13 protein-coding genes and 1 pseudogene are annotated in these 22,074 nt (G+C 59.8%); 5 read left to right on the top strand and 9 right to left on the bottom strand.

The genetic code is table 11. The features are described from left to right. Window positions 1-5: 5 nt before the first annotated feature. Window positions 6-773, bottom strand: a complete 768-nt coding sequence (locus tag ACG873_RS29930) for a class I SAM-dependent methyltransferase (protein ID WP_394889465.1) — start codon at window positions 771-773, stop codon at window positions 6-8. Between the two features lie 2 nt (window positions 774-775). Between ACG873_RS29930 and ACG873_RS29935 the strand changes: the two genes are divergently transcribed. From ACG873_RS29935 to wecC, 3 genes are all read left to right on the top strand, one after another. Beyond that, on the top strand, window positions 776-2,926 hold the full coding sequence (locus ACG873_RS29935) for a glycosyltransferase (protein ID WP_394889466.1): 2,151 nt from the start codon (window positions 776-778) through the stop codon (window positions 2,924-2,926). A gap of 342 nt (window positions 2,927-3,268) precedes the next feature. Next, on the top strand, window positions 3,269-4,348 hold the full coding sequence (gene wecB / locus ACG873_RS29940; protein ID WP_394889467.1) for a non-hydrolyzing UDP-N-acetylglucosamine 2-epimerase: 1,080 nt from the start codon (window positions 3,269-3,271) through the stop codon (window positions 4,346-4,348). Further along, window positions 4,287-5,576, top strand: a complete 1,290-nt coding sequence (gene wecC / locus ACG873_RS29945) for a UDP-N-acetyl-D-mannosamine dehydrogenase (protein WP_394889468.1) — start codon at window positions 4,287-4,289, stop codon at window positions 5,574-5,576. Before wecB ends, wecC begins: the two co-directional genes overlap by 62 nt. Window positions 5,577-5,678: 102 nt before the next feature. Here wecC and ACG873_RS29950 read toward each other — a convergent pair whose 3' ends face one another. The 5 genes and pseudogenes from ACG873_RS29950 to ACG873_RS29970 form a co-directional block, all read right to left on the bottom strand. Next, window positions 5,679-6,155, bottom strand: a complete 477-nt coding sequence (locus tag ACG873_RS29950) for a hypothetical protein (protein ID WP_394889469.1) — start codon at window positions 6,153-6,155, stop codon at window positions 5,679-5,681. A 553-nt stretch (window positions 6,156-6,708) separates the two neighbouring features. Then, a pseudogene (locus ACG873_RS29955) lies at window positions 6,709-6,984 on the bottom strand (calcium-binding protein); the annotation flags it as partial. An 84-nt stretch (window positions 6,985-7,068) separates the two neighbouring features. Then, window positions 7,069-7,878, bottom strand: a complete 810-nt coding sequence (locus ACG873_RS29960; RefSeq protein ID WP_394889471.1) for a hypothetical protein — start codon at window positions 7,876-7,878, stop codon at window positions 7,069-7,071. A 78-nt stretch (window positions 7,879-7,956) separates the two neighbouring features. After that, window positions 7,957-10,326, bottom strand: a complete 2,370-nt coding sequence (locus ACG873_RS29965) for an ABC transporter ATP-binding protein (RefSeq protein WP_394889472.1) — start codon at window positions 10,324-10,326, stop codon at window positions 7,957-7,959. 38 nt (window positions 10,327-10,364) lie between these two features. Continuing rightward, window positions 10,365-11,147 carry an ABC transporter permease gene (locus ACG873_RS29970; protein ID WP_394889474.1) on the bottom strand — a complete coding sequence of 261 codons (783 nt, stop codon included), beginning with the start codon at window positions 11,145-11,147 and terminating at the stop codon, window positions 10,365-10,367. Between the two features lie 254 nt (window positions 11,148-11,401). On the opposite strand from ACG873_RS29970, the gene ACG873_RS29975 reads away from it, so the two are divergent. After that, window positions 11,402-12,577 carry a glycosyltransferase gene (locus ACG873_RS29975; protein ID WP_394889475.1) on the top strand — a complete coding sequence of 392 codons (1,176 nt, stop codon included), beginning with the start codon at window positions 11,402-11,404 and terminating at the stop codon, window positions 12,575-12,577. A gap of 96 nt (window positions 12,578-12,673) precedes the next feature. Further along, window positions 12,674-14,128 (top strand): DUF2793 domain-containing protein, encoded by a 1,455-nt coding sequence (locus ACG873_RS29980; protein WP_394889477.1) that lies wholly within the window; start codon window positions 12,674-12,676, stop codon window positions 14,126-14,128. A gap of 159 nt (window positions 14,129-14,287) precedes the next feature. On the opposite strand, the gene ACG873_RS29985 is transcribed toward ACG873_RS29980, so the two are convergent. From ACG873_RS29985 to ACG873_RS29995, 3 genes are all read right to left on the bottom strand, one after another. Next, window positions 14,288-15,130: a D-glucuronyl C5-epimerase family protein gene (locus ACG873_RS29985; RefSeq protein WP_394889479.1), complete on the bottom strand. Its 843-nt coding sequence runs from the start codon at window positions 15,128-15,130 to the stop codon at window positions 14,288-14,290. Between the two features lie 182 nt (window positions 15,131-15,312). Further along, entirely contained in the window at window positions 15,313-18,426 is a 3,114-nt protein-coding gene (locus tag ACG873_RS29990) for a glycosyltransferase (protein WP_394893769.1), read from the bottom strand. Window positions 18,427-18,682: 256 nt separating this feature from the next. Continuing rightward, window positions 18,683-21,670 (bottom strand): hypothetical protein, encoded by a 2,988-nt coding sequence (locus tag ACG873_RS29995; protein WP_394889480.1) that lies wholly within the window; start codon window positions 21,668-21,670, stop codon window positions 18,683-18,685. Window positions 21,671-22,074 lie beyond the last annotated feature (404 nt).

A 22,074-nucleotide genomic window follows, 5' to 3' on the forward strand; every position in this document is an offset into this window, starting at 1 on the left:
TTGCCTTAGACTTTCCTGCGGACAGCCACGTCGTTGTACATCATCGACTGGAAGGCAAAGAAGACGAATTCCCAGCCGTTGGCGATGCAGAATTCGTTCACTGCGCGAGCAACGCCGCAACGGCTCATCGAAGCCGGCGACCAAGTCGTGTAGTCGTTGAACACAAGAAGCCCGCCCGGCTTTACTTTGGATACGGCCGCCGTGATGTCTTTCTTGACCCCCTCGTAAGAGTGATCGCCGTCGATGTAGATCCAGTCGAAGTGGCCGTCCGGCATCGCAGACAGGTTGGTGGCGGAGTCGCCTTCATGAACGGTTATGATGCCGTTCCTTAATCCCGTTTCTATGTTCGATGGAATGATGCGCGACGTGTCGATCTCGAACAGGTGCAGTTCCTTGGGCGTGCAGGTCGAAAGGAGGTAATTTGCGAACGCACCCTGATCGGTGCCGACTTCCGCCACGACTGCATTGGCCGGCAGGAGCTTGACCATTTCCATCCGGTTCTGGATGAGGCGGCACCTGTCCAGCAAATGCTGGGGCATTTCCGGTGCCCGGTCGAAATACTGGATCTTGGCTCTGGAGACCGCCTGGACGGCCTGACCAAATTGCCTCCGCTTGACCTCGGCATTTTGCACGAGGTTGGCTTGGGCTTGTTTTGGATTCCTCAAGGGCTCACCTATGTCGTCGGTTCGGGTTCGTAAAGGTTGAAGTCGCAGGACGAGCGTACTAAGAGACGCTCTCTTGCAGAAAGCCGTCGGAAATTCAAGCTGAGACAACCATGAACGTTTTGGTATACGCAAACGTCAATCTCAATTTGATTGACGGCTCCACTATCTGGGTCCAGAGCCTATCAGAAATCCTCTCTGAGCATTTGAACTGTTCAGTCACGGTTTTAAGCCGCGATCCGCTCATCGGAACCGGAGTGGTGCCGGCTCTGCAGAAACTCACCAATGTCAGGATAGTCACTTACACCGAGTTCCCAGACATTTCGGCGCTGCATCCCAAACCCGGCGACCGGTATGGCATAGAAAAGATCGTCAAGCGCCTAGATGCGCAAGACGGGCTCGACCGAATCATCGTACGGGATTCCGAAGTCGCGCTCACCATCGCCCGAGTAGTCGCCCTTCGTGGGCGCCTTTGGACCTACATGCTGGACACCCCGGCGCTGGACGCGCTCGCCGATCGCTCGGTCATCGGCGAGCTCGTCGACAAGACGGGCCATATTTTTGTTCAATCAGATGCGCAACGGGCATTGCTGGAAGCAGTTTTCCCGGCAGCTTGTAACAAGACCAGCCTGCTGCCGCCGATGATCAAGCCGGTCCAGGTGGACGTCTCCTGGTCGGAGGTCAGGGACGAGTCCGCGCCTGTTCGGTTCGTCTATTCAGGAAAGTATTCGAAGGACTGGAATGTCGAGGCCTTCTTCGACATCCCGGCGGTTTGCGCCGCAAACGACATTCAGGCGACAGTCACCATGGCCGGCGACAAGGTGCATAACGAAAAGTCAGACACGGGCTTTCGCAATCGCATCCTCGAAAAGCTCAAGAACACGCCCGGCGTTCGCTGGCTTGGCGCGCTGGATCGCGAAGCCGCCATGGTCGCCTCGGTGGGACACGATCTCGGCCTGTGCTGGCGAACGGAGGCGCTGAATGATTCGCTAGAGATTTCGACCAAATTCCTCGAGTTTGCCAGCGTCGGCATACCTTCGGTGGTCAACCGCACGGCCGCCTACGAATACCTTCTCGGCGAGGATTATCCCTTTTTCGCCGAAGGAATGAAGGATGTGATCGCGGCGGCCCGCAGCGTGAAGACTGATCCAGGCCTTCATGCACGCATGCGACGCAGGTGCCTCGAACTTGCCCACGAATTCTCCTATGCGCAAATTGCGGAACGCTTGCGATATGCTTTGTTGATTAGTGAGCGGCGGACGCCAGCCGCCGTCGGCAACAAAAAGAAGGTTCTAGTCGCCACCCACGATCCCAAGTTCCTGGACCTGGCGTTGAGGCGGCTTCGCGAAACAGGAGCATACGATATCGAGCACGATCGCTGGCACACGACCAACACGCACGATCCAGCCCGAAGCTCAGCATTGCTTACAGACGCGGATATCATTTTCTGCGAGTGGTGCACGGGACAGGCGGTCTGGTACAGCCGCCATAAGCGCCTGGATCAGAAGCTGTTCGTGAGGCTGCATCGATTCGAGGCATTCCGGAATTTTCCACGCGAGGTGGCCGGCGGCGCATTGGACGGCGTCATCGTCGTCAGCGATTACTTCCGCAACATCTGCGTTAAGGATTTTGGCTGGCCAGCGGACAAAATTATCGTCCTGCCGCAGTATTGCGTTGCCGAACAGTTGCGCCGGCCGAAGCACCCGGGCGCAGAGCGCACGCTTGGGTTCGTCGGCATAAACGGCTTCCACCACAAGCGTTTCGACAGGGCGGTCGACATTCTTCGCCGGGTGCGCAGGCATGCGCCCGAATTTCGCTTGCGCATACGGTCGGCAATGCCTTGGGAGTTCACCTGGATATGGCAGGACAACCACGACGAACGCAGCAAATTCGAGCGAACCTTCCACGAAATCCACGAGGATCCCGACCTGCGCGACGCGATCATATTCGATCGTCCCGGCGCGAACATGGCCGAATGGTATCGCAATGTCCGTTTCATCATATCAACTTCCGAGAGCGAGGGGTGTCATACGTCGGTCGCCGAAGGCATCTGCTCCGGCGCAGTGCCAATCGTTATCGACTGGCCAGGGGCAAAGTCGGTCTATGGCAGCGACTGCGTCTATAGCGACGTGAACGCAATGGCCGACGCGATTTTGACGCAATATGCAGCGAACGAAAGTTCCGTCGAAGAGCTTCAGCAGCGGGGTGCGCGCGAATTCGATATTGCGCGGACCGTATCGCAACTGGAACATTGGTTCGGCTAAGTGTTTGCCGCCAAAAATCGCGTACTGGCCTCAATTTTGCACCATGGCGACCTGCACCAGATCTTCTCGCACATACTCCTCTGGGGAGATCGGCTGAAAGCATAATACCTAATACAACGATTGATCGACTGTCGGGGCCGGGAAAGATTTGTCGGCACCGGCGATTCTGGTCACATAACAGTTGCAAAGATGGCGCAAGTCTCTCTCTGTTCGATCGATTGTTTGAATTCGTCTAAGGTCAGTTGACAATCGGCGGCTGTGATCTCATAGGAAGCAACGCGCGGAAGAGGCTTTGATTTGAAGGTTGCAACAGTTTTTGGAACTCGGCCCGAAGCCATAAAGATGGCTCCGGTCGTCACTGCGTTGCGCGCCCACAAAGGTTTTGAAACACTTGTCTGTGTGTCAGGGCAGCATCGCAGCATGCTCGACCAGGTGCTGACCATGTTCGATATTCATGCCGATGTAGACATGAACATTATAACGCCTGGACAAACTTTGACCGATATTACCGTCCGCGTGCTCAGGGGCATGGAAATGGTCATACGTGATCATAAGCCGGATCTGGTTCTTGTGCATGGAGATACGACCACGGCGATGGCTGCGGCGATGGCTGCGTTTTACCACCAGGTGCCCGTCGGCCATGTCGAAGCGGGATTGAGAACACGTGATGTCATGCGCCCTTGGCCAGAGGAAATGAACCGCTGCATGATCGACGTGGTGGGCAAGTGGCTATTCGCTCCGACCGAACTGTCGCGCCAGGCGCTGCTCGATGAGCAGATTGCGCCCGAACGGATCGTGGTCACCGGCAACACTGTGATCGACGCGCTGCTGATGGCGACCGACTTATTAAATAACAACCCCGCGCAGTTGCAGAGTTTTGCGGAGCAGTTCGCTTTTCTTGACCCAGCCAAGCGGCTGATCCTGGTCACCGGTCATCGCCGTGAAAGCTTCGGCGACGGTCTGCGGCAGATGTGCGACGGGCTGGCGGTGCTGGCGCGCCGCGGCGACGTGCAACTGGTCTATCCGGTTCATCTCAACCAGAACGTCCAGCAAGCGGTTCGTGAGGCTTTGTCCGGCTTGGACGATATCTTCCTGATAGAGCCGCTCGAATACATGCCATTCCTTTATCTGATGAAGCGGGCCTATATCGTGATCACGGACTCCGGTGGTATTCAGGAGGAGGCTCCGGCTCTGGGTAAGCCGGTCCTGGTCACGCGTGACGTTACCGAGCGTCCCGAAGCCGTGGCCGCCGGCACAGCAAAGCTGGTTGGCACCGATCCTCAGCGCATTGTTGCGGAGGCAACCGCGTTGCTCGATTCCGCCGATCTCTACCGTCGCGTCAGCGCGATAAAGAACCCTTATGGCGACGGAAACGCCGCCAACAGAATTGTGGAGACTCTTGCCAGTGCCTATTCCGTTTGAGACGGTTTCCGTAGTCGGTCTCGGCTATATTGGCCTGCCGACCGCAGCCACCCTCGCTAGCCGTGGCATCCAGGTCCTAGGCGTGGACGTCAGTCTGAAGGCCGTCAATGCGATAAACGAGGCACGCGCCCATTTCAGTGAGCCGGACCTGGATGGACTCGTTCAGTCCGCCGTCGCTAGCGGCCGGCTCAGGGCTTATACCGAACCGCAGCCTGCCGATGCGTTCATCATCGCGGTGCCGACTCCGATCCAGCACGACAAGTCGCCCGATATGACCTATGTCGAAAATGCGACGCGAGCGGTGGCCAAGGTACTAAAGGAAGGCGACTTGGTCATATTGGAATCCACGAGCCCTGTAGGCACCACCGAGTGGATGGCGGGGCTGATCCGCGAGGAAAGGCCGGACTTGGTGGCGGCCGGCGGCGGCGTCCACGATCTGAAAATCTCGATGGCGTACTGCCCCGAGCGCATCCTGCCCGGGCGTATGGTCTTCGAACTCGTCGAGAACGACCGCATCGTGGGAGGCGTGACGCCTGGCTGCGCGGCGAGGGCCAAAGCCCTCTACGCCAGTTTTGTGCGCGGCAATATATTCGAGACCTCGTCTGGAGTAGCGGAGTTGGTCAAGCTGATCGAAAACGCCTATCGCGACGTCAACATTGCCTTCGCCAATGAAGTAGCAAACGTTTGCCAGCGGATGGGACTCGATGCGTGGGAGGCAATTTCGCTCGCCAACAAACATCCGCGGGTGACCATCCTGAACCCTGGGCCTGGCGTAGGCGGTCACTGCATCGCCGTCGATCCATGGTTCCTCATTGACCAGCATCCCAAACATACGCCGCTGATGAAAGCCGCGCGTGAAGTCAACGACGGGCGCCCGCATACGGTCATTGCGAGGGTTGCGGAGGTCGCAACCAAAATCGGCTCAAGGAAGGTCTGCTGTCTCGGTCTCGCGTACAAGCCCGACGTGGACGATCTTCGCGAGAGTCCGGCTATGGAAATAGCGGTTCATCTCGCTAAGCATGGCTACGACGTCCGCGTTTGCGAACCTCACGTGGAAGACATGCCTTCGGCGCTGGAAACAGTTGGCGCCAGCCTTCAGGATTTTGGACCGGCGATAGCTGACAGCGATATCGTCGTGCTTCTCGTCGGTCACACGGCGTTTAAGGATATTGACCCGGCCAGCCTCGAAGGAAAGACGGTCATCGACTGCGTCGGTCTATGGCGGTGATCTAGACGCGCCGGTTGCCTCAGCAACTCGGCGCATCCGCCCACTCCGTCCGGGGCGGGCGAAATTGCGCGGGAAACCAGGCTCATCGCCTGGTTTCCACACTCAAACAAAAATAAAGTCGTCCGCTGCGATAGCCGCCCCATTGGCAATGAAGGCGAGTTGGATCGCGGCTCCGGCGCCCGAGCCGTCGGCGTCCCAATATATCCTGTCGGTAGTTTGGTTGTAGAACAACGTCTCGTTGGCCGTAGTCGCTCTCGTGCCGATCTCAAACATCACTCCGGCCACCGCTAGCGAACCGGTGCCGACACCGGGACCGAAACCGGCGTTGTCCATCTGAATGATGTCATTGCCCAGACTCATATCCGCGATTCGATCGCCGGCCTCGGCGATGTTGTTGAAGACGAAAGTGTCGTTGCCGCCATAGCCCCAGAGTTGGTCAACGCCGCCGCGCCCGTTGACGATGTTGGCTCCCGCATTGCCGTAGACGTTGTTCACGTGCTCGGATCCAGACAGGTTGACAGCAACCACGGCAGCGGCATCCGCCGCCCTCAGCGCTTCCACTTCCGACGTCAGCGACAAGGCGAAACTTGCGGTGGTGTAGACTGTATCCGCGCCCTGGCCTCGCGCCTCGGCGACGACATCCCTGGCATCGTCCACGTAGTGGCGGTCATCGCCCAGCCCACCCGTCGACGTGTCGGCGCCAATGCCTCCCTTGAGCCGGTAGTGGCCGTTCCCGCCCGAAAGCGTGTCGCCCCCAGCCTCTCCATAGAGCAGGTCGTCGCCGATGCAAAGATCTGGTCGTTGTCGGCGCCGCCGTACAGCTTATCGATGCCGCCGTCGCCGTGAAGCTGGTCAACTCCCCCTGGCCGAAATGCGTGTCGTCGCCGCCGCGCCCTGCCAGAACGTTCACCCCGGCGTTGCCGTAGATCAAGTTGACCATATCGGAGCCGGTCAGATCGATCGCCGTAGTGGCGCCGGCATTGATGGTATCCAGCCGCTCGACCTCGGCTGTGGCCGTCAGGGCGAAACTGGCTCTGGCGTACACGATGTCCGTACCCCCGCCGGCGGCTTCCACAACCACATCGGCGCGCCCATCTACATAGTAAGTATCGTTTCCGAGTTCTCCCGAAAGCGTGTCGCCGGAGCGGCCGCCCTCAAGCCGGTCGTTGCCATTCCCGCCATAAAGACTGTCGACGCCTTCGGCGCCATTCAGAAAGTCGTTGTCCTCACCGCCATAGATTCGGTCGTCGCCCGCTTGCCCGTAAAGGTTGTCGACGCCTTCGGCGCCATTCAGCGTATCGTTGCCTCCGCCGCCGAAGATCAAGTCGTTGCCACCGCGGCCGAAAAGAGTGTTTACCCCTTCATTGCCGTGGATCGATTGCGAAAAACGATTGCCAACCAGCGTCATCGTGGATGTACCGGTAGCCGCGCATGAGCGACTACAATCCGGTCAAGGTGCTGCGCATCGACCGATGTGGCTGCAGCCGATCTTTTACCAGTTGGCAGCCTTTCCGGTCCACAGGCCGAAAGCCGCACATCCCAGTCCATCGACCGATCGCATGGGATCGACCAGATCGGGCCTTGCCACCTGCACCGTTGCGCACAGTGGCCAGTTGAAAAGTATCTTGTAGTCGGTGGCATTTGCACGCACGACGACGGCCGAGCCAGGCGGGAGGCTCTCCGGCATCTGGCTTGCCAGCTTGTCATTGATGTCCTTGAGCGGAACGAACTTTTTGCCTGCGATCTTCGTCAGGCGCGAGGCCCTCGTCTTCTGCCATCGAACGATTTCGGCCTTGACGTTGCTCAGAAAATCAGCCGCCGGTACGATTTGCGCTATATTTTTTTGGTATAGTTCTTCAATTTTGATAAGTTCTTTGCTCGGCTCCTTGGTGGCACTGGCAAAAGACACGTAGCTGACGTAGGACAACACAACGACGGCCGCCAAGACGCCGCCGCCGATGAATCCGGGACTCAATCTGCCGCCCTTGTCCGGCATTGACCTCGGCGCTGACTCCTCAGCGGCCTTTACCCCGCCGAACTCCGCATTCTTCGGTTCGGGCACAGGCTTCGTCACGCCGGCCGTCGCGGCTTTGTCATCGTCGATCACCTCCTCCAGCGCTGCGCGAAAGGCGGTCGCAGTTTCAGGAGGGATGGCATGGGCGCTATTGGCCAGCAGCGCTTCGTTGGCCGAGCGCAGCTTTTTATAAACGGCCTCGCGCGCAATAAGGTCTCCGGCCGCCAGTGAACCGGTCGCGTTGCGGATGATCGTTCGATATTTTTGTTTTTGGGCAGAGATCGCCAAGGTTGAGGCTCCATGAAACCGGTAAGTCGCAAACAGATGCCGGATTGTCCACCGTTGCACCTTTGGGGCAGAGTACGACTACCCCCCCCGCTCCATGAGATGCAGCACGTCACCCAACGCAACCGGGATAAATGATGATGTGAGAAGATGCTCGTCACCATAGAAGGTTCGGATATAGGATTCCAGCAGGCGCAGAAAGACGCGCGCGGTCTTCGTGTTCGCAACGACGAACGGGAAAATCGGCTGCGAACGCCACGGAAGCCGCACGCCGTGACCTGGTTCGAGCGACCCGATATCGTTTTTGCCCAGATTGGCGGCTAAGGCTGCAGGGTCAGCCTCCGTGCTGCCAGTCATCTCTGCGATGACCAAGGGCGCGTTCAGCCATGCCTGGATCTCGCGCGCCCGTAGAAATGCAGCGACCTGAGCATAACGACGAATGTATCCGCCTCGATGACTCTCCGCGGAAAAGCCAAGCCGGCGATTGGTGGCGGCGCCGAGAGCGCTCTGCAGTTTACTGCATTCGCCTGTCCAATTGACGACGTGAAAATGAACGTCACAGCGGGCGGCGATCCGGTCGAGTCTTTCCAGTACCTTCGATGCGTGGGCGAGGAATGACGAGGCATCGCCCGCCAGTAAGAGACACGGCCGGTCCGACCGGGTCGGCGGCGGCTCCATCCATTCAATTTCCTGCGGGAGAAGTTCCTCGCTTTCAGCCAAGGGGATGGCAGTTTCGCCCCACTCAACGAGTCGCTGGTAATCCTGAATGCAGTAAGCGCCCTGCAGGCGCTGTGGCAGCGGTGCGTCGAAAGCCTCGACATTGGCGGCCTCCCGGAAGCGCGCACAGGCCGTGGCGCGCTCGTCGCGCTGCATCGCCAGCAGGCCTTCGCCTAGTAGCGCTGCGGAGAATGCGCCGAGCCTGGAACTGAGGTCTGCCACAGTTCCTTGCAGGTCTGCCAGATAACCGTGGTTACCTGTGATAGCGTGCTGCCGAAGGCATTCCCAGATATAGGCGATGGCGATGCGATCGGTTAAGCCAGCCTTGGGCAGTGCCGGCCCGTCCAGCAACGTTTTCAGCATGGCCAAGGTCGCAGCCGATGCCGAGGAAGGCAGGCTCATCAGCGCTTGCTCGATGCGCTGGAGGTCGGAGGCGCCGATATCGCCGGCCGGCCAGGCGAGCATTTCATGCAATCTCTTGCCGACTTCATTCCAATCGCGTCGCGCAAGGGCGGCGATGGCTGCATCGATGTCAGCCCCCCTTCCTCGCGGCACTCCTGTCATGCTGGCCGCCTCCGATGCCACCTCGCTGAGTTCGAACCTGGTGAATGCCTGAGAGGCGTCAGCGAATGGCTTGAGTTCGACAGAGAGTGCATGAACGCCGTCCGGAACGGCAAAGGAGAAGCGTGTCTGGCGCACTGCGTTGGGTCGATGGCCTCCCGCGATATAGCTGAAGTTGGCATCGTTGGTGCCCGGCATGAAGCCTTTATGGTTTTCCTTGAGCGGGCGTCCGAGCTCATCGAATAACTGGAAGGAGGCGATCGAGGCGCGGGCGGCGATATGGTGCTTTAACGAATCCCCCTGAACCTTCTTCGAGGTGACGAAGAGCTCAAACGCCTGACCTGGCCGAACCTTCTTCTCGACAGGCGGTGGAGGAGGGGGCAACGGCTCCGCGCCCGCCGTTTTGCCAGGCAGTTCGACCGGTGCGGCTGTCGTCATTGCCTGTGAGACGATCTTGCGTTGCACCGAGAGCTGGTATTTCGAAATGGCTTCTTCGATCTCCCCGACGAACTGCATCTTGCCGCGATTGAGCACGAGACCGCGGCTGCAGAAGTTACGCAGAAGGCCCACAGAGTGCGATGCCAGCACCACAATGCCGGAATTATGCATGCGCTCCATCAGGCGATTGCGTGCCCGTTGCGAAAAAGCAGCGTCGCCGACGCCTATGACCTCGTCGATCAGCAGGATGTCTGAAGGTATCGAGGTGGCGAAAGCAAAGCCGAGCCGGGCTCGCATGCCAGCCGAATAGGTCTTGACCGGCAGCCCGAGAAAGCCACCCAACTCGGTGAACTCGGCAATGTCTTCACGGATTTCGGCCGCATAGGAGCGGGGCAGATCGTGAAGCGCGGCCAGCCTTTCGAGATTGTCGAAGCCCGAAAGATTGATGTCCATTCCAACAGCCGTGTTAAACAGCGTGATAACGCGGCCTGTCGTTTCGACCGACCCTTTCGCGACCGGCAGCAGCCCGCCCATGGCCTTCAGAAGCGTGGACTTGCCCGAACCGTTGCCCCCGAGCAGCGCCAGGCGCTCGCCGTCTTTAATCTCGATGGTGACCTCGTCGAGGGCTCGCACAAACCGCTGGCCACGGAATTCCGTGATCCGTCCCCCGACGGATGCGAAGTCAACTTTCGCATCGTCTTGTCCCTGATGTCGCTGCGGCAAAGGATAATCCATGCATACCGCTCGCATGGAAATACCGGGAGGGCTACTGCTCATAATTTGAAGATCATCCAGTTCCGCGCGATACCGAACAGGCAAACCGACACGCCGACAAGAAACAACGTCAGCGAACACGCATAGACATAGGAAATTATCTCGGGCGCATGGCCCAAGGCGGGTTCCCTCACAATGGAAATGAGATGCGTGAACGGGTTTGCGTTTGCGATGAAATTGCGAATTTCCCCCCTTTCTCCCGGGTACCAGAAGATCGGCGTTGCGAAGAAAAGAATGCCCATGACGGCGTTAACCGCCTCCGAAAGATCGGGAAAGAAAGCGCTGATCACCATGAATGTGAGCGCCACGGCAAAGACGAAGACGATCGCGACAAGCAACCCAGGAATGAGAAGTAACGATGCAAGCGTCAATGTAGATGGATGAAGTACCAGAAACCCGAAATATATGACAATCGCGAATAAGAATCGCACGGACTGATCGATGAAAAAACGAAATATGCAAGCTATGAACGGTACCTTGCCATTTTCTATCATAGCCTTGTTGCGCGACAATATTCCATACCCTGAGGTAACAGCGTTGGAATAGAAACTGAATATCGGCAAGCCGAGAGCGACATAGCCGAAATATTCGCTTGAGCCGGAGGCGATGCTCGGTCCAAGAACCAGGAAAATCACTGTGGCGCGAAGCAGGGCCTGGAGCGTGTAGAAGAGGAGCCCGAACCGTGTGCGGTGCAGCGGGCCAAAGGCGTCATGGTATCCGAACAGGGTCCAAAATCGCCAAGCTAAAAGCGATTTCTTAAAATCCGTGACGACATATTCCAATTGAACGTAATCCTGCCTGCCGTCGACGCGCGGGTTACCGCTCCTATCCGGAGTCAGATTCATTAATGCGCAATCAGTTCTCGCCCGCACATGTGCCAAATTGAAGGCGCAGGAGCGAGCAGCAAGTTCCTGCGTATTGCGGTTGCCGGATACACAAGAACCCGATACGTGACAAGCCCTTGCCCTTCGGGACGCCGCTGGACAAGGGCTCAGTATGCCGATACGAACCCGCCCGCATCCGTCCGTGAAGGCAAATGACCCCCCGCAAGATCATATTCGCCTCGGCTCACCGGTTTAAGCCAACCTTGCGGCTCGGCACTTCCTACTTGGCAGAGGCTTTCGCGAAGCGTGGATGGGAGGTGCTGTTCATTGAACAGCCGACGTCGCTTTTTCATATGATCCATCCCGCAAAGTCCCGGATCGCGACAGACAAATTCAAGAAAGCGGCGCGGACGATTTGGCAAGGCAATCCCATGGTCCTTGCCGAACCGGTCAGCCTGCTCAACGTCGTTTCACTGATCCCGCATGTGAATGTTCCTGCGTTCCGAAGCAGTGCCACGCTCGAACATTGGTGGCGGATGACGTTTCCGTCGGTGACCAGGGAAATCCGCGAAAGAGGCTTTGCCAACGCTTCGGCGCTTGTGTTCGATAGTCCGTTCTTTTTTCCGCTCGCTCGCGCGACCGAAACTCCCTCGGTCTACCGCTATGCGGATCGGATGAGGGAATTCTCAGAAGTTACACCGGCCATGCGCCTGCTTGAAGAGCGGATATTTAGGGAAGCCGACCTCGTCTTTTACACCTCGAAAGCGCTGGAAAACGATCTGGCAGACAGAAAAGGGCCTGTACTTCACCTGCCGAACGGCGTCGACATCGATGCCTACGGCAACCGGCCGCCCGAACCGGCCGAATTGTCGACGATCCCGGAGCCCAGGGTCATCTACAGCGGCACGATCGGCCGCTGGTTCGACGCCGGCCTGATTCGCGCAGCGGCCCGGGAATTGGATCAAATTCAGTTCGTTTTGCTCGGCAACCTGCCTCCGGAGCGCACGAAACTGGCGGACATACCCAATGTGCATCTTCTGGGCGAAAAATCGTTCGAGCGCGTCCCGGAATTCCTGCTCCATTGTCAGGCGGCGATCATTCCGTTCGACGTAGACGGCATGCCGGATCTCGTCGGCGCCATCAATCCGCTGAAACTGTACGAGTACTGCGCCGCCGGACTGCCGGTGGTCACCTACGTTTCGGAGGAAATCGCAGCCGGTGGCGCACCGGTCGACTTCTATAGGTCCAAACGGGATTTCATCGAGCTGATCCGCGATGCAATTCGCGCCGATTCGACAGAGAAGCGCCAGGCCCGCAAGGCTTGGGCGGCGACGGCCTCATGGGACTTGCGCGCAGCGGAACTCGAACGCACGCTCGCACGGATCTGACCATTCCGGGCAAATTTTCGCCCGCCGTCATTTCTTTTATCCACGGGGTCGCGGACGGGCCCAGAATTGACCGCCTTAAACAGAAGGAAGGTGGTCATGGAAGAATCAGGCAATCTCAAGCTTCCCTACATAATGCCCTCACAGGCGCAAAAGCATGTCACCCATAACGATGCGATCCGCACGCTCGACGCGCTCGTGCAGCTTTCAGTTCTCGACCGCGACCTCTCGACGCCGCCGGGCGTCGCCGCGGAAGGGGATCGCCACATTGTCGGGCCAGGCGCAGATGGGGCGTGGAGCGGCCGCGACGGCGAAATCGCGGCATGGCAGGACGGCGGCTGGAGCTTCTTCGCGCCGCGGCCGGGCTGGCTGGCCTGGCTTGCGGACGAGGCACGCCTACTGGTGTTCGACGGCGGCGTATGGGCCGAACTCGACACCTATCTTGATGCCGTGACCATGCTCGGCATCAATGCGATGGCGAACGAGACCAACCGGCTCGTCGTCAGAGGCGCGGCCTCGCTCTTCGACAGCGAGTCTGGGGACCATCGGCTCAAGATCAACAAGGCGGCGCCCGCGGACACAGCCTCGCTGATTTTTCAGACCGGCTATGCCGGCCGGGCCGAGATCGGGCTTGCCAATGACGACGCGCTGCACGTCAAGGTTTCGAACGATGGCGAGATCTGGACGGATGCTATGCGGGTGACAGGCGAAGGCCGGGTGCTGCTGCCCGCCGTCGCAACTCCGATGCAGCCGGAACAGGCGGTGGCCATGCGCGACGTCCGAGAACGGCTGATCGCCGACCGCATTTACTACGTCCGTCCTGACGGAAGCGACGGCAATGACGGGCAGTCGGGTGCGACCGAAGGTGCTTTCGCCACGATCGGCAAGGCGGTCGCGGTCGTTCGCGGCATCATCGACCTTGGGCCGCATCACGTCACGATCCAACTGGCGGACGGCACCTATGAGGAGTCAATAGCCCTTTTGGCCCCGCATGTCGGCTCCGGCACGATCACGATCGCAGGCAATCCGGCTTCACCGGGAAACACGGTGATGGCTGGAGCCGCGGGCGTCAGAACCATCGTGCTTGAAAACGCGGCCGCGCTGTCGATCCGCGACTTCGAGCTGCGTGGCAACGGACAGGCGGCGACTTTCGTGGCGAAGAACGCCTGTCTAACCGTCCGATCGGGCATGAGCTTCGGTTCCGCCGTAACGGCCCAGCTCTACGCGCAGGACAACGGCGTCATCGACGCGACCGGCGCCGCCTATTCGATCGTCGGCGGATCGGGCCGCCATCTGCTGGCGATCACCGGATCGGTGGTGAACGCGCTGAACTGCACGGTCACGATTTCTGGCGCGCCAAGCTTCAGCACGGCCTTTGCGCAGGCCAATCGCGCCGGCGTCGTCAATGCCAACGGCTCGTTGTTTTTGGGCTTGGCCACCGGCAAGCGCTACGACCTGGCGACGAACGGAGTGGTCTATACCAGCGGCGGCGGCGCGAATTTCCTGCCGGGCAATGCGGCTGGCACGGCGGCCTCTGGAGGGCAGTATGTGTAGGCCTCGATCTTAGATCGCCTTCAGAAGACATACTCTCTTTTCACCACATCCATCATGATCGAGGCCCGCAATTTCGCTGGCCTCGATCTTCCATCCTGTTTCTGCACGAAGTCTGCGATCGCAAACCGCTACATCGGATGGCCGACAAAGCGTCGGCGCTCAACGATCCTGCCGCACTTCCCATAAACCCCCGGTCGCTCCGGCCGTATCCCCACGCCGCCAGCGATCCAGCACTTCGTTCATCGTCCGATCCTGCGCGACACCGACGATTAGCGCAAGCTGCCGGCAATGGATCTCGTGATAATGCCGGGAGCTCGGCGCGCCAAACACATTGTAGGCCGACCATTCCCCCAAGTCGTATAGGTGGAGCGTGTCGCTAGCTGCAGCAACTCCGTACTCGAACAGTTCGCGCGCTTCAGCGCTTCCCGTGCGAAGGTGCGCGTCATACAGCCCCAACAACGCAAACAGCATCCCGTTCAATACGCGCGGTCGCTCGCAATCCACATCGGCGAATTTATGATACCACCATCGCTTGGGACCAAGCTTCTCGGTCAGACCATCCTGTTCAACGGTCCGGTAGAAGGCCTGAAGAGCCGACAATCCGCAGTCGAGATAGCGGTTGTCGCCAGTCGCGTCGTGAGTCCGCAGCATGAGCTGAATGGCCTGTCCTTGCGCATGCGCGCACCGCCATCCCGGTCTGGTTCCGTAGAAGGAAGGATAGGCGTAGCGCCAAACAGAATATCCGTCGCGGCGGTCGAAATTGTCCAACAGCCAGTTGGCGCAATTGATCATGGCGTCGGCCGCACCGATATTGGAAGCCAAACCGTCGGCAGTTCGCAGGTCGCGGCCTTCGTCCCAGGAATAGGAGAGTATGACCTGAGGCCGGTCGGGATTGATCCTGTTCCAATAGTCCAGCCCTTTGTCCGCCACGGCGACGATCGACCGCTGGGGGCCGACATGCTGGCCCTGGATGACGCCGTAGACACTGACGGGGATGCCCATGTCGTCCAGGTAAAGGGACGCGGCCGGCTTTTTCGCACCGGCTGCCTTGTCTGGGGGTTTAGTCACTGCAAGATTCCTTACCTTGGTGTAGTCCCGGACAGCTCTCTGCGGGACTTCGCTTTTTGGCCAGCCTTGACCGGCTTCCTCATGGCACCTCCTGGTCCGATGTCGAACCTCGTCCTTCAGGGCAGATGCCGGCTGTATTCGGCAAGCGTCTCTGCTTGCATGTCCGCGATCGCCGCCATCAGGCGGGCCGCAAGGGCATCCCGGTCGCGGATGCTCTCGGTGGTCTTGGCGACGATGGTTTCTGCGCTCGCTTCGGCGCCGTCGAAGCAGGAATCGGCCAGACCGAACATCTCGAACAGGCCGGGCGTCTTGTGGCCGTGCTCCTTGAAATAAATGCCGACGGCAGGGCAGCCGGAAAGCTTCGAGAAGATGGCGGCATGAAAGCGGCTGGTGACGGTGGCTGCGCCGGTCGCCAGATCGTGGATCATCGCGTGAGCGTTCGCCGGCTTGTTGATCAGGATGCGCCGGCCCGGAAACTGGGCGCCGAGATCCTCCGCGAGCAAGCGGGTGGGCCTGTCGTCAGCCTCGCACTGTATGAACAGTCGCAGGTCATTTCCCGATTGGAGCAAAAGCCGGCCAATGTCGCGATAGAGGCTATAGGAGTTCGAGGCAGCGTAGCCTTGGGCCTCAAGCACGGTGATCCGCTGCTGCGAGGCCTCGTTGCCGACGCGCATGCCGAACCCGTCGAGCCGCATCACGACGCTGACGAGCTTGCGGTCGACCTTGTCGGGCGGCGGCGTGAAAGGACGGTCCGACTCCAGGAAGAAGGCGGGATCGAGCAGGACCTTCGGGCGCGGCAGATCGAGCGCGGCTACAACATCAGCCGATGACACGTCGCGCGCCGAAAGAACCTCGGCGGCTGCATGCAATCTCCTCATCATGTCGCGGCCGAAGGCGCTGTTGAACGGCCCGAAGGTGGTCGGCAGGACTACGATCCGCTTGCCCTGCTTGGCCGCCAGGAGAAGCGGGAACAGCCGATCCAGAAGCCGCCAGTCGTCGCCGGGGCGGCCAAGCGAAAAGAGATGTTCTCCGCCACCATAAAAAACGCTCTTTGCGTCGGCGATGCCGTAATCGGCAAGGATTGACCTGCGCATGGACGACGATGCTTGCAAAGCCTTTTTGAGAAAACCGTTGGGACCGTCGGCGCTTCGTGCAAGACGAAGCTGCTTCTCGTGCAGTTGCATGTCGGGATGCAGTTCGCGAGTGTAACGCCACATGGGCCGTCCCGACTCCGGCATGGGCGACACGATCGTTGCGCCGCCTTGCATGCCAGCCTTTCTCGCTAGGCTTATCCCTCCCAAGGTCACCGCGCCGTCGCCCACATTGTTGCTGAAGAACCCGTAGAGAAAGGCGCAGTCTGGCTCCGGCGGTTTTTCCGCTGCTTCGATCTCGGCGCCGGAGCTGTTCCGTTCCGCCAGGATGTCTTGGTAGAGCCCGGCGACAGCCCGGCCCAGCACCTTCCAGTCCCGATTCTCAACGACCCATTGGCGGGATTGTGCGCCTAGACGGATGCGCAGGGTCGGATCATCGATCACACGCCGCAACGCCTCGGCCAGCGAAAGCACGTTGCCCTTTTCAAAGACGAGGCCGGTCTCAACGTCGGCGACCATCTCCGCCAATGCGGCGACGCTGGAAACGACGACGCATTTTTCCATCGCCATGGCTTCCAAGGGCTTCAAAGGCGACACCATTTCGCAGACCGGCAGGGGCAACCGTGGAAACGGTGCAATCGCAACGAGCGAATAATATTTCTCCACCTCATGATGGGGTACCCGGCCCGTGAAGATGACGTGATCTATCAAGTCGAGCTGGCGGGCCAATTCCTGCAGTGCCTCAAGGGCATCGCCGTCGCCTACAATCAGCAGTTTGACGTTGCGATAACCCTGGTCGACGAGCATGCGGATTGCGCACAGCAGGTCGTCCAGCCCTTCATAGTGCACGATCGAGCCGACATAGCCTATGACGACGTCCTCGTCGTTGAGGCCGAGCCTTCGGGCCGTCTCCGAGTCGGCAGGCCTCGGTACGAAGCGGTCCGTGTGTACGCCGTTCGGAACGACAGCGATCTTCCCGGCATCGACGCCTCGGCTGATCAGTTCCAGCTTGAGCGCTTCCGTCACGCAAATGACGCGGTCGGCATTCGTGCAGGCTTCCGTTTCCATCCGGGCAGCCTGCCGAAATAGGTCGCTTTCCATATAGGCCGGTTCCCGCGAGGCGCGGGTCAGTTCCCAAAGGCCGCGGACTTCATACACGCTCTTCAGGCCGAAGCGTTTCGCGAGCGACGTCGCCGCCACGCCATTGATGAAGTTCGAGGCGCCGTGCAGGATTGCCGGGCGCTCGTCCCGGATCAGCGGCACATGCGCCAGTATGTTGGCTTTCAGATAGTCGATGATCGGCAGCTTGCCGAAACCGCGTTCCGGGTCGATCAGCCGATGGTAGCGAATTCCGTCGATGTCGTCGAACTGGGCAACGTCCATGGCCGCGTCCATGTCGGGGCGGTCATGGGGAAAACCGAGGCGCGTGACAGCTGAAACATGGAAACCATGCTCCGCTATACCGGTCAAAAGCCCGTGTGTTCGCGTTGCATAGCCAACCGAAACCAGCGGCAGCGAATTGTCGAGCAGGTGGAGCACACGATCGCTGCGAACGTTATCGAGCGGCTCCAGATATTCCGGTTTCGGCATCGCAAAGCCGTAGCGCAGAAGCACCGTGTTCTGCTCCGCCCGGTCCACCAAGGCTTTCATGGCCACGGTCCTGGCCGACGCCTTCAGGTGCAGCAACTCCTCGAAATAGCCATTCGCCATGCGCTGGCGCGCATAAGCTTGGATGATATGCGCATCGCGGCTGCCCATCTCGACCGCCTTTACGGCGTGTGCCTGGGCCTTTAGCGGGTCTCTGGTCGCGACCGCCTTGTACAGAGCTTCGATCGCAGCCAACCGATCCCCGTCCGACCATCGAGCCGTAGCCGACTCTACGAAAGGAACGTCGATATCGAGCGCCAGGCAATGATCGATTGATGCCTCGACAATGTCGGGCGCCTTGCTGCCAGCAAGATACGCAAGGAGCGCGAGCGCGCCCCGATCCCGTTCCCCATCGTCCGCGGTCCAGAACAGCGCCTCCCGTGCCTGCGTCGCGTCACCTCGATGCAATTGCCTGAAAATGAGCGCTGCAAGACGCGGGTTGCGATGCCGGATGGTCTGGAACCAGGCGGGGAGATTGGTCTGTTCATTCATCGCGGCCAATATGCAGCTTTCCGTCGGGCGGGCAAGCAAGCTGGGCCTTGAACCTCGGCTGTCGCCGAATCATGCAGCGGCATTACGGCCGGTACCGCAGGGCAGGAGGGGGCGCCCCTCGATCGCCATGGGACGGCGGGCAGCGGGGTATTGGCCGGTTATCGGTCAATGTTCCGGCCGCACCGATATCCATTCCTAACAACAAAAAGGCGGGAGCGGCATGCCGCTCCCGCCAGCTGGGATCTGACGATTTCGATCAGGTGACGAGGAAATCGTTGTTGGTAAGCGCGAGGCCCCCGGCGAGGTCAGCGAACAGGAAGTTTCCGCCAGCAGCGTTGCCGTTGCTGTCATACCAGGCTCTCCCCGAATCGCTTTCATAGATGATGCGGTCGTCGGCGTCTTGTGCGGCGCCGGTGACATTGATGCGGAACGCGCCGGCCGCCAGCACACCCAGCCCAAGCGCCGTGAAGATGGCGTTGTCGAGGTGGAACGTGTCCGCCGCCACATTGTAGTCCGTGATGGTGTCGACGTTCGTGGCCCCCAGGGCCGTGTTGAACACGAAGATATCGTTGCCGCCATTGCCGGTGATCGTGTCGTTGCCCTCTCGTGCCGAGAAGGCGTTGTTGCCGTTGTTGCCGACGATGATGTTGTTCAAGCCGTTGCCGGTGGTGGTGATGTTCCCGGCTCCGCTCAGTGTTATGTTTTCAATGAACTGGGCGGCAAAAGACTTGCTTACGCTGGTGAACACCAGATCGGTGCCTGCGCCGTTGGCCTCGAAGACCTGGTCGCCGGCATTGTCGATGTAGTAGGTGTCGTTGCCAAGTCCGCCGCTCATGGAGTCGGCGCCGCCGCGGCCGTCAATGCCATTGTTGCCGTTGTTGCCGGTGATGGTGTTGTTGAGGTTGTTGCCGATGGCATTGATGTTGCCGGCGCCGGTCATCACCATGTTTTCCACGAACTGCGTCGCGACCGAGAAGTTGACCGAGTGCAGAACGGTATCGATGCCGGTGCCCGCTCCGTTTGCCTCGAACACCTGGTCGGCGAGGTTGTCGACGTAATACGTGTCGTTGCCGTTGCCGCCGGTCATGCTGTCGACGCCGCCGCGCCCGTCAATGGCGTTGTTGCCGGCATTGCCGGTGATGGTGTTGTTGAGGTTGTTGGCCACGGCATTTATGTTGCCGCCACCGAGCATGATCATGTTCTCGACGAACTGGCTCGCAACCGAGAAGTTCACGTAGTGGTACACGGTGTCGATGCCAGTGCCCGCCCCGTTGGCCTCGAAGACCTGGTCGCCGATGGAGTCGACATAATAGGTGTCGTTGCCGTCGCCGCCGGTCATGCTGTCGTTGCCGCCGCGGCCGTTTATCACGTTGGCCAGAGCGTCACCGGTGATCGTATCTGCAACCTCTGTGCCGATCACGTTCTCGACAGTTGCGATCGTCCATACCGGCCAGCCGGCGCCCAGGATGGTGTAGGTTCCAGCCCCGAGATCTACCGTCGCACCGGCAAATGACGTCGGGCTCAGGTCCAGCGTGTCGTTGCCGTCGCCGCCGGTGATATCGTCGCCGTAGCGGCCGTCGAGGACCACGAACCGATCATGGCCGCCATTGCCGTGCAGCGTCTGCGTGCCAAACGTGCCGGTCAGCACGTCGTTCGCCTGCGTGCCTTGCACCGTCTCAATGCTTGAAAGTGTCCATACCGGCCAGCCGGCGCCCAGGATAGTATAGGTTCCAGCATCGAGATCTACCGTCGCACCGGCAAATGACGTCGCGCTCAAATCGAGCGTGTCGGTCCCGGTTCCGCCGGTGATGTCGTCGCCGAAGCGGCCGTCGAGGACTATGAAGGTGTCGTCGCCGCCATTGCCGTGCAGCGTCTGCGTGCCATACGTGCCGATCAGCACGTCGTTCGCTTGGGTTCCGAATACCGTTTCCACGCTTACAATGGTGTTCGGGCCGCCGAACGATGGATTGAAGTCCCAGGTGCCGGTGTCGAGATTCACCGTCGCGCCGCGACTGGTGACGTTACCGAGATCCAGCGTGTCGGTTCCGCTGCCGCCGTCGACATTGTCGCCGAACTCGCCTTCGAGAACCTGGATGAGGTCGTTGCCGTTGCCGCCGTTGACATTGTCGGTGCCGAAGCCGCCCCGGAGGGTGTCGTCGCCATCGCCGCCATTAAGCGTATCGGTGCCGATGCCGCCGATGAGTACGTTGTTTGCCTGATTGCCGGTTATGGTGTCGTTACCACTGCCGCCAGTGACGTTCTCGATCAGCGACGCCGTGTTGCCGCCAAAAAGCAGGGCATTGTAGACGTTGGCCCGCGCAAAATTGCCGCCACCGAGATTGGCGAGCTGTGCGGAAGAGAGCGTCGACCAACCGCCTGGCGTCAGATCGATATTGAGGTTGGTGGAATAGTTCGACAGATCGTATGTGTCTGTCCCGTTACCATCCCAGATGGTCAGGAAAACCCGGTTCCCGCCTGGCGTACCCTGAACGACGCCGTTGATCGACATCGCGCCGGTCGTCGGGTCCCACGAATAGTTAGTGTTGCCGGCGTTGGCGGTATAGTCTGCGCCATAGAGGTACTGAAGCGCCTGGATATCCATCATCATGAACGTCTGGGCGAAGCCCCATTGTTCGTTCGTGTACCCTGTCGTCGGTCCGCCTATATAGGATCGGTAGCTCATGACGGTGAATTCCATTCCGTCACGATCGGCCGGCATGACGACCGTGCCGCCGCCGAGATTGTGCGTGTGTTTCAGGCCGAGGGCATGGCCAAGCTCGTGAATGTGGGTAATCCACGCGTAGTTGCCCATGACGGGATTGCGATAATCGTTGCTCGTGCCGGCATAGTCGTTGCCGAACCACACGTCGCCGCCATCCGAGCGCTGGTCGAGGCGTGGGAAGTCGGCAACGCGAGCCGTGCCAAGATTCCCGCCGTCGAACAGGTTCGTCTCCGCAACGTTGATGTCTCCACTCGTGCCGAAGGCGTTCAGATCGGTAAACGCGAGATTGGTGAAGGACGCCACGGACCCGTAAGTGAATCCGTTGCTACCGAGCGCCGCCGCCCAATCGCCGAGGATAGATCGTACAGCGGTGCGCTGCTCGAAGCTAACTTGGGCGAAGCCGCTGATGGTATGCGAATAGGCGCCGTATACTCCGAAATCATTAGGAAAGCTGTAGGTTACGGGAGTGCCGGTCCAGCGCACGCCGTCGGGATCGCCGTAAAGCAGAGCGTCAATGTACACATTGCCGGATTTGGAAACACCTGCGACCGTACCTTCGAAATCCCCAGCCGCACTCGGCGCGTGGGATGCCTGATAGCTGCCGGCCGCGCAGCCAGGGCAGCAGCAGGCGCCAGGAGGTAGACTTCCTGCCTCGATGTTTATTTCCGTTGAGGTCGACCCGGGCGCACTCCACTGCAAATCGGCGAGAGCCGCAGCGCTGCTCTGCAAATCAGTAAGAGCCGCGCTGTTCCTGGCTGCCGCGTCCCCCGATTGAATATTCAACTCAATTGCGGTCGCATCCGCATCCATCGAACCGAATTCGAGCTCGAGCCCATTGGTCGTTCGGCCGAGTCTCGAGGGGGCGTTTGCACTCTCGAGAATATCGGGCAAGCGCTCCTGCGTCGTCCCTGGTTGTTCGCCGAAGA

It is taken from the genome of Allomesorhizobium aridi, assembly GCF_043769475.1.
Classification (GTDB): domain Bacteria; phylum Pseudomonadota; class Alphaproteobacteria; order Rhizobiales; family Rhizobiaceae; genus Allomesorhizobium.